Source organism: Adhaeribacter swui (assembly GCF_014217805.1).
GTDB lineage: Bacteria > Bacteroidota > Bacteroidia > Cytophagales > Hymenobacteraceae > Adhaeribacter > Adhaeribacter swui.
Genome location: NZ_CP055156.1, coordinates 4,913,933 through 4,926,574, shown reverse-complemented (window position 1 = coordinate 4,926,574; position 12,642 = coordinate 4,913,933). Strand labels below are relative to the sequence as shown.

The following is a 12,642-nucleotide window of genomic DNA, read 5'->3' as shown; positions in this document are numbered from 1 at the left end:
AAGTTTAAGTTAGGGTTTATTAATTTTCATTTATTAAGTCCGGATCTGTTAAATCCGGATTTAATGATTCATCCGCCGGCAACTCCGACTGGTTCAGGACTATTTCGGTTTTGTCTTCGTATTCAATTTTAGCAACGGATGAGATTTCATCTCCTTCGTTGATTTTGATTAAGCGTACGCCTTGCGTAGCGCGGCCAATTACCCGCAAATCACTTACCCGCAACCGGATAGTAATACCCGAGCGGTTGATAATCATCAGATCATCGGTATCAATTACGCCATGTATGGCAACCAGCTTACCGGTTTTCTCCGTAATATTTAAAGTTTTAACTCCTTTACCACCCCGGTTGGTAATGCGGTATTCTTCTAAAGCCGAGCGTTTGCCAAAACCTTTTTCCGATACTACCAGCAAGTTCATATTAGGGTCGCTTACGCAAACCATGCCCACCACTTTATCCTGTTCGTTAGCTAAGGTAACGCCTCTTACACCGGCGGCATTCCGGCCCATGGAACGCACTTTGTCTTCGTTAAACCGCACCGCCCTGCCGGACTTAAGCGCCATAATAATATCGTTAGAGCCATTTGTTAAACGCACATCTAACAAACGGTCGCCTTCGTTGATGGTAATAGCGTTGATACCGTTTAAACGAGGGCGGGAATAAGCCTCTAACGGCGTTTTCTTAATGGTACCTTGCTCAGTACAGAATATGAGGTAATTATTTAAAACGTAATCTGGATTTTTTAAATCGTGCACGTTTATGACTGCCCGTACTTTATCTTCTTTATCAATATTAATTAAGTTTTGAATGGCACGGCCTTTAGCGGTTTTGCTGCCTTCCGGAATTTCGTAAACTTTTAACCAGAATACCTTACCCGATTCGGTAAAGAGCAGCATGTAGTTATGCGTGTTGGCAATAAATAAATGCTCGGTAAAATCGTCTTGCTTAGAAGCGGCCACCCCACGAGAACCAACCCCACCCCGGCTCTGGCTACGGTACTCCGTTAAAGCGGTGCGTTTAATATAGCCTTCGTGCGAAATGGTGATTACCATGCTCTCGTCCGGAATCATGTCTTCCATGGAGAAGTCGCTCGACGACATTTCGACACTAGTGCGCCGCGGATCGCCGTAACGGTCACGAATATCAGTGAGCTCGTCTTTAATAATTTGCATGCGCAGCTCTTCGCTGGCCAGAATTGCTTCTAAATGCGTTATTAACTGCTTAATTTCTTCGTATTCCTTAACAATTTTATCGCGTTCCAGACCAGTTAAACGCTGCAAACGCATTTCCAGAATAGCTCTGGCCTGAATTTCGGTTAATTGAAAACGTTCAATTAATCCAGCCCGGGCTATATCCGGATCGCGGGAAGAGCGGATTAAATTAATAACTTCGTCGAGGTTGTCCAGGGCAATTAATAAACCTTCCAGAATATGAGCGCGTTTTCTGGCTTCGGCCAACTCGTACTCGGTCCGGCGAATAACTACTTCGTGGCGATGCTCTACAAAGTACCGGATTAATTCTTTTAAATTGAGGGTAAGCGGCCGACCGTTTACGAGCGCCACATTGTTTACCCCGAATGAAGATTGTAATTGGGTGTATTTATAGAGGTTATTCAGAACCACATTAGGCATAGCGTCTCTTTTGAGATCGTATACCACTCGTAATCCATCCCGGTCCGATTCGTCCCGTAAGTCCGAAATACCTTCTATTTTTTTCTCGTTAATTAAAGAAGCGGTTTTTTCGATCATGGCCGCTTTATTTACCATGTAAGGTATTTCGGAAACCACAATTTGCTCTTTACCCGAAGGCGTAGTTTCAAAGGTAGCTTTGGCCCGCACAATTACCCGGCCCCGGCCGGTTTCGTAAGCAGAGCGTACGCCTTCGTAGCCATATATAATACCACCCGTCGGAAAATCCGGGGCAGTAATGTATTGCATTAAATCAGCAACAGTAATATCGTTATTATCAATATAGGCAATGATGCCGTTTACCACTTCGTTCAGGTTGTGCGGAGCCATATTGGTGGCCATACCAACCGCAATACCCGAAGTACCATTTACTAATAAGTTAGGCAATTTGGCCGGCATAACGCTAGGCTCTTTTAAAGAATCGTCGAAATTTGGAACAAAATCAACGGTATTTTTTTCCAGATCGTCCAGTAATTCATCGGCAATTCTTTTTAAGCGGGCTTCGGTATAACGCATAGCCGCCGGAAAATCGCCATCGATGGAACCAAAGTTACCTTGCCCATCCACCAACGGGTAGCGCAAAGACCAATCCTGGGCCATCCGCACCATGGTATCGTACACCGAGGAATCGCCGTGCGGGTGGTATTTTCCTAATACTTCGCCCACAATACGGGCTGATTTTTTGTAGGGTTTGTTGTAAGTAACCCCCAACTCCGACATACCGTACAATACGCGGCGATGCACCGGCTTAAGACCATCACGTACATCGGGTAAGGCCCGGGAAACAATCACCGACATGGAATAGTCGATGTACGCTCCCCGCATTTCATCTTCAATATTTATGGGTATTATTCGTTCGCCTTCAGTCATTTTATGCTAAAAAGTAGTGTCATGTATAGAAAACCATGGCCTGCAAGTTACAGAAAAATTAAGCTATTTTACCATTTTTGTTAAGGCTTCTTCTTTTTGAAATCGGGCTTTTCCTTTAATTCCTTCGGTACTCCTTCCCCAATATGCGGGTTTTGTTTCTTCCAAAGCGGTTGTCCCCGGTAAATTTTACCGCCATGGTGGTGCACTTTCCGGACAGCGCACGAAGCAATCGGGCAACTGGGCCGGCAACCGGAAAAAAGGAGTAGTACGATTAATAAGATTCCCAAGCGGGAGCGAAGAAACATAGCAGCAGCAGTTAACTTAACCAAAGTATTTTAGTAGGAGCAATAAGGCAAAACTAAGATTTAGTTGAGTTGCAAACTAAAAACTTAAGCTATTAACGATCATTTTTCTATTTTATTTAACAGACATTCATGTATATTTAAAACAACACTTAGTCCATTATAATTCAGATAGGTCTTGTTTTTAACCTATTGTAAGAGCAAATGCGTTGGTAACAAATTTTAGAAATTAAGATGTAAGCGAACAATCTTAAATACTATACTTATTAAATTCCCTGCAAAATCCGGCGAATTTCGTTGGCTTCTTTCATGAGCGTATAGCTGCCGGTTTCATCTTGCTGATCAATGATTTTTTTAAAAATTTGCAATTTTTCGATATAACTGGTTAAGGCTTCCGAAATGTTTTTGCCATTCTGGGTAAAGATGGGAGCCCACATTTCCGGTGAACTTTTGGCTAAGCGCACGGTAGAAGAAAAACCGCTACCCGCCATATCAAATATATTTTGTTCGTTCTTTTCTTTGTCCAGCACGGTAATGCCTAAGGCAAACGAACTAATGTGGCTTAGGTGCGATACGTAGGCTAAATGCAAATCGTGCGAAGCAGCATCCATGTAGCTAATTCGCATTTCTAATTTTCGGCAGAGTTCCTCCACCATTTGTACGGCTTCGGGGTTGCTGTTTTCTTTTTCGCAGATAATCATGGTTTTGCCGGGTAACAACGACGCAAAAGCTGCTTCCGGTCCGGTATTTTCGGTACCCGCAATGGGGTGAACCGCCACAAATTGTTTTCTTTTCGGATGGTCCTTTACTGCCGTACAGATTAATTCTTTGGTAGACCCTAAGTCGATAACTACTCCTGCGGGCGAAATCAAATCCAAAACCTGGGGCAGCAAAGAAACGATGGCATTAACCGGTGTGGCCAAAACAATTAAATCTGCTTGGGCAACGGCGGCTTTTAGAGGTAAAATTTCCTGTACAATGCCCAAATCCAAAGCTTTTTGGGCATGTTCCGGATTAGAATCTACCCCAATTACCGTTAAACCTGGAAACTTATCTTTTAAACCAAGGGCAAAAGATCCACCCAATAAACCAATTCCTACAATACAAAGTCGCATTTTACTTATTACGAATACCAGAGCGGCATTTAGTTTTAAAATCGCCAAAGTAACACATTTACTTACTAAATCTTAATTAAAAATGGTTTTACCTGCTAAAAACAAATTCCAGCATGATATTTTCTTCATCAGTAAGAAAGACTTTGTTTGTATTTTGGCAAGTAAATTGCGTAATAATTAGGGCAGGTACTGTATTATTTCAATTAAAGACGAAAGAGTAAATTTTACCCGTAATTCTAATTTTAACCTGAGTTGGTTACACCGGCACTCTTGCTGGTAAAATAAACCAGGTTAAAGTTTTACATAAAATTTACAAACAAATTAGAACCAAAACTTTGCTTTTTTAGTATTTTAATTACATTTGCACCGAATTAAAAAAAATGGAGAAATATTATTCTTACACTTTAGCAACATCTACGCTACCCAGCCTTCCGGTAGCGGCGGTTGTGGCGTCTCCATTATATAGGCCTGCTTGTAAACAGGTATTCCCCGTAAGGGCGTAGTCTGTTCCAGGGTAACTTACGCAGTAACCCGTTTTCCAATCTCTTTTTATTTTACCATTTTTTTAAAAAATCTTTTAGCAGGATTACTTCCTTTAATTCTTTTATAATCAACATGATAATGATTGAAGATAAAAAAACTGATGTTCCTCTGGTAACTTCTTTGCCAGTAGCCGACGATCAGTTTATTATAAGAGTGGCAACCGCCGCCGATACCATATGGGCGCAAACTATTTGCGACGAAATGGAAGCTTCAGCTAAATCCCGGGGCACGGGCATTGCCAAACGCTCGCCGGAATACATAAAATTAAAAATGCTGGAAGGCAAAGCCGTAGTGGCCCTTAGCAAAGACGGGGAATGGGCCGGTTTCTGTTACATCGAAACCTGGGGTCATGGCGAATACGTGGCTAATTCGGGCTTAATTGTATCTCCCAACTTCCGTAAAGGCGGATTAGCGAAGCGTATAAAACAAGAAGTTTTTGCGCTATCCCGGAAAAAGTACCCGGACTCTAAAATCTTTGGCTTAACTACCGGTTTGGCCGTGATGAAAATTAACTCGGATTTGGGTTATCGTCCGGTTACTTACTCGGAACTTACCGACGACGAAGAATTCTGGAAAGGATGCCGGAGCTGCGTAAATTTTGAAATTTTAACATTAAAGGAGCGCAAAAACTGCTTGTGCACCGCTATGCTTTATGATCCGGCCCAGGAAAGGGAACGCAAAATAAAAAATCTGCTCAGCGACTCCGAAGAATCTTCTTCTGATTTATAATACCCGCGAGAGCAGCCCACAAAGCTGCTCTTTTTGTATTCTTAAAATTAATAATTTTTAAAAATAATTTTTATATCTGATTTTCAACAAAATAACACGAATGAAAAAAGTAGTTTTAGCTTTTAGTGGTGGCCTGGATACCTCCTATTGCGTTAAATATTTAGCTGAATCCTTAAACCTGGAAATTCACGCGGCCATTGTAAATACCGGTGGTTTTAACGAAGCCGAACTAAAGGAGATTGAAAGAAGAGCCTACGCTTTAGGCGTTAAATCATTTGCTGTTCTGGACGAAACAGATAATTACTACGATTCATGCATTAAGTACCTGATTTTTGGCAATGTTTTAAAAAACAATACCTATCCTCTGTCGGTAAGCGCCGAGCGGGTATCGCAGGCGGTAGCTATTGCCAATTACTGCAAACAAGTGGGCGCCGATTACGTGGCGCACGGCAGCACCGGTGCCGGTAATGACCAGGTGCGGTTCGATATGATTTTTAACATTTTAATTCCGGAAGTTCAAATTTTGACTCCCATCCGGGATAATAAGTTATCGCGCCAGGAAGAAATCGACTTTTTGAAAAGCCACGGCGTAGAAATGAACTTTGAAAAAGCCAAATACTCCATTAATAAAGGGTTATGGGGTACCTCGGTAGGTGGCGCCGAAACTTTAACTTCTTATGGCTATTTGCCCGAAGAAGCCTGGCCCACGCAAGTTACCAAACAAGATGCTGAAGAAGTGACGCTAACCTTTGTAAACGGCGAACTAAAAGGTATTAACGAAGAAGTTTTTGAAAATTCGGTTACCGCCATTCAGAAACTCACCGAAATTGCTGCTCCATTTGGTATTGGCCGCGATATTCACGTGGGCGATACTATTATTGGCATTAAAGGCCGCGTTGGTTTTGAGGCCGCTGCTCCTATTTTAATTATTAAAGCCCACCATGCTTTAGAAAAACACGTGCTAACCAAATGGCAATTATATTGGAAAGATCAACTGGCGGTGTGGTACGGTAATCTGCTGCACGAAGGTCAGTTTTTAGATCCGGTAATGCGCAACATCGAGAAATTCCTGGCCGATACGCAAAGTACGGTTACCGGTAAAGTAACGGTTGCTTTAGCGCCTTATCGCTACCACGTGGTTGGTATTTCTTCTGACCATGATTTAATGTCGTCGAAGTTTGGTTCTTACGGCGAGATGAACAATGCCTGGACCGGCGAAGATGTAAAAGGTTTCTCCAAAATTTTTGGTAATCAAACCATGATTCATCATAAAGTAAACAGCCTTTAAGATGAATGAGCAAAAAATAAAAGTAGGCATTGTGGGGGCCGCTGGATATACCGGCGGAGAACTTTTGCGCTTGCTCATTTTTCATCCGCAGGTTACCATTGTTTTTGCCCATAGCAACAGCAGTGGCGGCAAACCCGTGGCTTCGGTGCATACCGATTTAGTGGGTGAAACCGACCTGGCATTTAGCCAGGAGATGACCGGCGATATTGACGTGTTATTTTTATGCTTAGGCCACGGAGTTTCGCAGAAGTTTTTAGCGCAGCAATCTTTCCCCGCCAGTATAAAAATAATCGACTTAAGTCAGGACTTCCGGGTAAATCCTACGTTTGGGGATCGGGAATTTACTTATGGTTTGCCCGAACTGGGCGCCGATAAAATCCGGAAGGCGCAGAACATTGCCAATCCGGGTTGCTTTGCCACGGCCATGCAGTTAGCTTTACTCCCTTTAGCGGAGCAAGGATTACTGCATTCGGATGTACATATCAGCGGCATAACCGGCTCTACTGGGGCGGGACAGAGTTTTTCTGAGACCAGCCATTTTAGCTGGCGCGATAGCAATGTTTCGGCTTATAAAGTTTTAAATCACCAGCATTTAAACGAAATGCGCCGGACCTTGGGAACTTTGCAAATCAACCAAGCTATTCCCCGCATTAACTTTGTGCCCTACCGCGGCAATTTTACCCGTGGTATATTATGCACCTCCTACTTAACATGTAACTGGAGCCTCGAAGAAGCTTACGAAAACTACAGGCGGTTTTACCAGAATGCCGCTTTCACCCACGTCACGAATAAAAATCCGCACGTGAAGCAAGTGGTAAATACAAACAAATGTTTGCTCTACCTCGAAAAACACGAAGATCAATTGGTTATTATCAGCTTAATTGATAACCTTTTGAAAGGAGCTTCGGGGCAGGCAGTTCAAAACATGAACTTGCTTTTTGACTTGCCGGAAACAACTGGACTGTTGTTAAAGCCATCCGGATTTTAAGGAAGTTGTAGGTTTATTTTTTAAAATTTTAAAATTCTGGTAAAATGAAATTATTCGATGTATATCCACTTTTTGATATTACTCCGGTAAAGGCTCAAGGATCTTACCTGTGGGACGAATCGGGCACCAAATATTTAGACCTTTACGGCGGCCACGCGGTTATTTCTATTGGCCATAGCCATCCGCAATACGTGCAAAAAATTACGGACCAGCTAGCGCAAATTGGTTTTTACTCTAATTCTGTTAAAATTCCGCAGCAAGAAGAACTGGCTACGAAGCTGGGGGAACTATGCGGTTATCCCGATTACAATTTATTTTTAATAAACTCCGGTGCCGAAGCCAACGAGAATGCTTTAAAAGTAGCCTCATTTTACAACGGACGAAAAAAAGTTTTAGCCTTTACGAAAGCGTTTCATGGCCGTACTTCGGCTGCCGTGGCCATTACGCCCGATCCCTCTATTTTGGCTCCCTTAAATGCCAATCATGAAACTGTGTTTTTGCCGTTTAATGACCTGCAAGCACTAAAAAATTTAAAAAACCCGGAAGATATTTGCGCGGTAATCATTGAAGGCATTCAAGGTGTGGGTGGCGTAAATATTCCTTCACCGGAGTTTTTGCAGGCACTACGTACTTTCTGCGATGCGCATAATGCTGTATTAATCCTCGATGAGATTCAATCGGGTTATGGCCGTTCGGGTAAATTCTTTGCCCACCAACACAGCAACGTGCAGGCCGATATTGTAACAGTGGCGAAAGGTATGGGCAACGGTTTTCCGGTAGCGGGCGTGTTAATTCATCCCAAGTTTCAGGCAAAACACGGTATGTTAGGCACCACCTTTGGGGGGAATTACTTGGCTTGTGCGGCCGCTATTGCGGTGTTAGATGTAATTAAAGAAGAAAATTTATTGGCGAATGCCGCCGAAATGGGCAACTACCTAATGCAAAATCTTAGCGGCTTTGATGGAATTGCCGAAATACGCGGTCAGGGCTTAATGGTTGGGGTAGAATTACCGGATAATGCCGCTCCTATCCGCAAACAATTACTGGAAGAGCATCATATTTTCTTGGGTTCTTCTTCAAATAAAAATACCATCCGTATATTGCCGGCCTTAAACCTGCAAAAACAAGAAGCTGATTTATTCCTGGACGCTTTTCAGGCGGTATTGGCAAAAACCTACGCACTATGAGAAATTTCACTTCGGTAGCCGATGTAACCGATATAAACGCTTTAGTAAACGAAGCTTTAGAATTAAAGAAAAATCCCTTTGCTTATTCGCAATTAGGTAAACAGAAAACTTTAGGTTTAATTTTCTTAAATCCGAGTCTACGCACCCGCTTAAGTTCCCAAAAAGCCGCTACTAATTTGGGCATGGAAGCCATTGTGATGAATATTGATAAAGAAGGCTGGGCCTTGGAAACCCGGGATGGGGTAATCATGAATGGTACCACCGTAGAACATATCCGGGAAGCGGCCGGGGTAATGGGTCAGTATTTTGATGTGTTGGGTATCAGGTCTTTTCCGGGATTACAAAACCGCGATGAAGATTACAGTGAAGATATTCTGCAAAAGTTTATTCAGTTTGCGAAAATTCCGGTGGTGAGTCTGGAATCGGGCACCCGCCACCCGCTGCAAAGCTTAGCCGATTTAATTACTATTACTGAGCATAAAATTAAAGCCCGACCCAAAGTGGTTTTAACTTGGGCGCCGCACGTAAAAGCTTTACCCCAGGCCGTGCCTAATTCCTTCGCCGAATGGATGAGCCAGGCTGACGTTGATTTTGTGATAACGCACCCCAAAGGTTATGAGCTAGCTGAAGAATTTACCACAGGAGCCACCATTACGCATAACCAGGAAGAAGCGTTGGAAAACGCTGATTTTATCTATGTTAAAAACTGGTCGGCTTTTCATGATTATGGCAAAATTCTGAGCACGGACGCTGCCTGGCTTCTTACTAATGATCGGCTGAAAACAACCAACCAGGCCAAAGTAATGCACTGTTTACCAGTGCGCCGCGACCTGGAACTTTCGGCGGAAATCCTGGATGGGCCAAATTCTTTAGTTATTCCGGAAGCGGCGAACCGGGTGTTTGCGGCACAGGTGGTTTTAAAGAAAATACTGGAAGCAAATTTTTAAATTTTGGTAATGCAACCACTTTATATTATTAAAATTGGCGGCAATATTATTGATGCCGAAAGTAAATTAAGCCACTTCTTGCAGCATTTTTCGCAAGTACCCGGCGCCAAGATATTAGTTCACGGGGGCGGAAAAATAGCGACGGAAGTAAGTAAGGCTTTGGGCATAGAACCACAGTTAATTGATGGTCGCCGGATAACCGATGCCGGTTCTTTAAAGGTGGTTACTATGGTTTACGCCGGATTAATTAACAAAAACATTGTAGCGCAGTTACAAGCAAATAAATGCAATGCCATTGGATTAACCGGCGCCGATGCAAATTTAATTCCGGCAAAAAAAAGACAGATAGGTGCCATTGATTATGGCTTTGTTGGCGATGTTGAATCCGAAAGAGTTAATGCTACTATTCTGAAATCTATCTTGAGTGCTGGTTCAACCCCGATTGTAGCTCCTATTACTCACGATGAAGCCGGTAATTTACTTAACACCAACGCCGATACCATTGCCTCTACCCTGGCGGTTGCCTTGGCTAAGTCGTATGCAGTAAGCTTAATTTACTGCTTCGAGAAAAAAGGAGTTTTGCGGGATGTGAACGACGATAATTCGCTAATCCCTGAAATTACCCCAACTAAATACCAGGAGTTGCGGGAGAATGGGATTATTGCCCAAGGTATGATACCCAAAATGGATAATGCCTTACAAGCTTTACAATCCGGGGTAAAAGCGGTGCACATTGCGCATGCCGATGATGTATTAACGATTACTAACCACAAAGAGCCGGCGGGTACGGTCCTGCACTTGTAAATGCTTCATTTAAAAGGATCACAAGGTTGAAGGTAGTTTTTACCTTATCTCAATTTTTTAAATTTTTAAAATTTTAGGAATGTCTTCTGCTACTAATCAAAACAACATAGCCATTTTGGGTGGCGGCAATATCGGAATTGCTTTGGCCAAAGGTTTGGTAAAATCCGGTAAATACGAATCAAGTCAGGTTACAATTACCCGCCGGAACGTACGTTCGCTGCAAGAATTATCCAGCCAGGGTTTTCAGGCTACGGATAATAATTCGCTGGCCGTTCGGCAATCTAGCGTAGTAGTAATTGCGGTTTTACCTCAGCAATTGGATACTTTACTGGATGCTATCCGGGAAGAAGTAAATCCTGAAACCCACGTGTTAATTTCGGTAGCTTCGGGGGTTACCGTAGCCGATATTACCAACCGTTTGGGTAAACCGGTGCAGGTAGTACGAGCCATGCCCAACACCGCCATTGCAATTCAGGAATCCATGACTTGCCTGGCCTCCAACAATGCTTCCAAAGAAAACATGGCCTTGGTTAAAGAGTTGTTTGATACGGTAGGCGAAACCATTGAAATTCACGAAGAATTAATGACCTCGGCTACGGCTTTATGCGCCTGCGGCATTGCGTTCTTTCTCCGTTCCATCCGGGCGGCCTCGCAAGGTGGTACCGAAATTGGTTTTCACGCGGCGGAAGCCTTACACATGGCGGCGCAAACCGCCAAAGGAGCGGCCGCTCTGTTATTAGCTACCGGTAACCACCCGGAAGGCGAAATTGATAAAGTTACCTCGCCTAAAGGTTGCACCATTGCCGGCTTAAACGAAATGGAACACGCGGGCTTCAGCTCGGCCATGATTAAAGGCATTCGTTTATCGGCCATAAAAGCCGGTGATTTGTACGTAAAATCAAACTAAAACAGAAAACTTCCGGATTACCTGATCCGGCAAAATTGCTACATGCCACAAGATAGCCTTTACGAGGAAGCGGTTCAATTATTAAAATCTTTAATTGCGACGGAATCGTTTAGCCGCCAGGAAGAAAATACTGCTGACATTCTTCATAATTTTTTTAAAAAAAATAACATTGAAACGCATCGCGAACGCAACAATCTGTGGGCATTTAACAAACATTACCATCCAAATAAACCAACCATCCTGCTTAACTCGCACCACGATACCGTAAAACCCAACAAGGATTGGACGAAAGATCCGTTTACGCCTATTGTGGAAGAAGATAAGCTGTATGGTTTAGGTAGCAACGATGCCGGCGGGTGCCTGGTAGCATTACTGGCAACTTTCCGGCACTATTACGATCAGGAGAACCTGGCTTATAACCTGATAATGGCCGCTACCGCCGAAGAAGAAGTATCGGGGGTAAATGGGATAGAATTGATTATCCCACAACTGGGCCCTATCGAGTTTGCCATAGTGGGCGAACCAACGCAAATGCACTTAGCCATCGCTGAAAAAGGATTGATGGTATTAGATTGCTTGGCTAAAGGTACTTCGGGGCACGCGGCCCGCGAAGAAGGCGACAATGCGATTTACAAAGCTTTACCGGATATAAACTGGATTCAAAATTTTAAATTTCCAGTGGTTTCCGAGTTATTGGGCCCGGTTAAAATGAGTGTTACCGTGATAAAAGCTGGTACCCAACACAACGTGGTTCCGGATACTTGCCAATTTACGGTGGACGTGCGGGTAACCGATGCTTATACCAGCGAGGAGGTTCTGGAAATTATAAAAGCGCACGTTGCCTGCGATGTAAAGCCCCGCTCCATGCGACTGAAACCTTCGCGTATTGGGAAGGACACTCCGGTGGTGCAAGCGGGTTTAGCTTTAGGTCGAAAATTATACGGTTCCCCCACTACCTCCGACCAGGCTTTGCTCACGGTGCCATCTTTAAAATTAGGGCCCGGCGATTCTGCCCGTTCGCATACCGCCGATGAATTTATTTATCTCTCCGAAATACAGGAAGGAATTACCTTATACATTCAACTTTTAGATAAAATTATTTATGAGTAGCAGGTAACAAGTATTAGGTAGGAAGTAGCAGGTATTAAGTATCAAAACTAAAATTTTAAAATTTCATTATTTGGAATGATCTATTTAAATCTGTTCCATAATCTTTATGAATAGCTTAGACCCAACATCTAATATTTACCACCTAATACTTATAACTTATTACCT

11 protein-coding genes are annotated in these 12,642 nt (G+C 43.2%); 8 read left to right on the top strand and 3 right to left on the bottom strand.

The features are described 5' to 3' along the window. Positions 1-19: 19 nt before the first annotated feature. From gyrA to HUW51_RS20375, 3 genes are all read right to left on the bottom strand, one after another. Positions 20-2,557, bottom strand: coding sequence for a DNA gyrase subunit A (gene gyrA / locus HUW51_RS20385; protein WP_185271456.1), 2,538 nt, complete (start codon positions 2,555-2,557; stop codon positions 20-22). 80 nt (positions 2,558-2,637) lie between these two features. Further along, positions 2,638-2,886, bottom strand: a complete 249-nt coding sequence (locus tag HUW51_RS20380) for a hypothetical protein (RefSeq protein ID WP_228466787.1) — start codon at positions 2,884-2,886, stop codon at positions 2,638-2,640. A 239-nt stretch (positions 2,887-3,125) separates the two neighbouring features. Then, a complete protein-coding gene (locus tag HUW51_RS20375) occupies positions 3,126-3,974 on the bottom strand; it encodes a prephenate dehydrogenase (protein WP_185271454.1) in 849 nt (282 codons plus the stop codon). Positions 3,975-4,595: 621 nt separating this feature from the next. Between HUW51_RS20375 and HUW51_RS20370 the strand changes: the two genes are divergently transcribed. The 8 genes from HUW51_RS20370 to HUW51_RS20335 all read left to right on the top strand — a co-directional run bounded on the left by HUW51_RS20370 (position 4,596) and on the right by HUW51_RS20335 (position 12,477). Then, positions 4,596-5,246, top strand: coding sequence for a GNAT family N-acetyltransferase (locus HUW51_RS20370; protein WP_394353965.1), 651 nt, complete (start codon positions 4,596-4,598; stop codon positions 5,244-5,246). 100 nt (positions 5,247-5,346) lie between these two features. After that, entirely contained in the window at positions 5,347-6,534 is a 1,188-nt protein-coding gene (locus HUW51_RS20365; protein WP_185271453.1) for an argininosuccinate synthase, read from the top strand. A gap of 1 nt (position 6,535) precedes the next feature. Then, on the top strand, positions 6,536-7,522 hold the full coding sequence (argC, locus tag HUW51_RS20360) for an N-acetyl-gamma-glutamyl-phosphate reductase (protein ID WP_185271452.1): 987 nt from the start codon (positions 6,536-6,538) through the stop codon (positions 7,520-7,522). Between the two features lie 44 nt (positions 7,523-7,566). Beyond that, entirely contained in the window at positions 7,567-8,709 is a 1,143-nt protein-coding gene (locus tag HUW51_RS20355; RefSeq protein WP_185271451.1) for an aspartate aminotransferase family protein, read from the top strand. Beyond that, positions 8,706-9,656, top strand: a complete 951-nt coding sequence (locus tag HUW51_RS20350) for a Rossmann-fold NAD(P)-binding domain-containing protein (protein WP_185271450.1) — start codon at positions 8,706-8,708, stop codon at positions 9,654-9,656. The genes HUW51_RS20355 and HUW51_RS20350 overlap by 4 nt, the downstream gene beginning before the upstream one ends. 9 nt (positions 9,657-9,665) lie before the next feature. Next, on the top strand, positions 9,666-10,460 hold the full coding sequence (gene argB / locus HUW51_RS20345; RefSeq protein WP_185271449.1) for an acetylglutamate kinase: 795 nt from the start codon (positions 9,666-9,668) through the stop codon (positions 10,458-10,460). Between the two features lie 79 nt (positions 10,461-10,539). Beyond that, positions 10,540-11,367 carry a pyrroline-5-carboxylate reductase gene (proC, locus tag HUW51_RS20340; protein WP_185271448.1) on the top strand — a complete coding sequence of 276 codons (828 nt, stop codon included), beginning with the start codon at positions 10,540-10,542 and terminating at the stop codon, positions 11,365-11,367. Between the two features lie 42 nt (positions 11,368-11,409). After that, positions 11,410-12,477, top strand: a complete 1,068-nt coding sequence (locus tag HUW51_RS20335) for a M20 family metallo-hydrolase (RefSeq protein WP_185271447.1) — start codon at positions 11,410-11,412, stop codon at positions 12,475-12,477. Positions 12,478-12,642: the final 165 nt, after the last annotated feature.

Bases quoted from the DNA above. Each gene is read 5' to 3' on its own strand.
- HUW51_RS20350 (WP_185271450.1), top strand. From the start codon at position 8,706: ATGAGAAATTTCACTTCGGTAGCCGATGTAACCGATATAAACGCTTTA.
- gyrA (WP_185271456.1), bottom strand. From the start codon at position 2,557: ATGACTGAAGGCGAACGAATAATACCCATAAATATTGAAGATGAAATG.
- proC (WP_185271448.1), top strand. From the start codon at position 10,540: ATGTCTTCTGCTACTAATCAAAACAACATAGCCATTTTGGGTGGCGGC.
- argC (WP_185271452.1), top strand. From the start codon at position 6,536: ATGAATGAGCAAAAAATAAAAGTAGGCATTGTGGGGGCCGCTGGATAT.
- HUW51_RS20355 (WP_185271451.1), top strand. From the start codon at position 7,567: ATGAAATTATTCGATGTATATCCACTTTTTGATATTACTCCGGTAAAG.
- HUW51_RS20370 (WP_394353965.1), top strand. From the start codon at position 4,596: ATGATTGAAGATAAAAAAACTGATGTTCCTCTGGTAACTTCTTTGCCA.
- HUW51_RS20335 (WP_185271447.1), top strand. From the start codon at position 11,410: ATGCCACAAGATAGCCTTTACGAGGAAGCGGTTCAATTATTAAAATCT.
- HUW51_RS20365 (WP_185271453.1), top strand. From the start codon at position 5,347: ATGAAAAAAGTAGTTTTAGCTTTTAGTGGTGGCCTGGATACCTCCTAT.
- HUW51_RS20375 (WP_185271454.1), bottom strand. From the start codon at position 3,974: ATGCGACTTTGTATTGTAGGAATTGGTTTATTGGGTGGATCTTTTGCC.
- argB (WP_185271449.1), top strand. From the start codon at position 9,666: ATGCAACCACTTTATATTATTAAAATTGGCGGCAATATTATTGATGCC.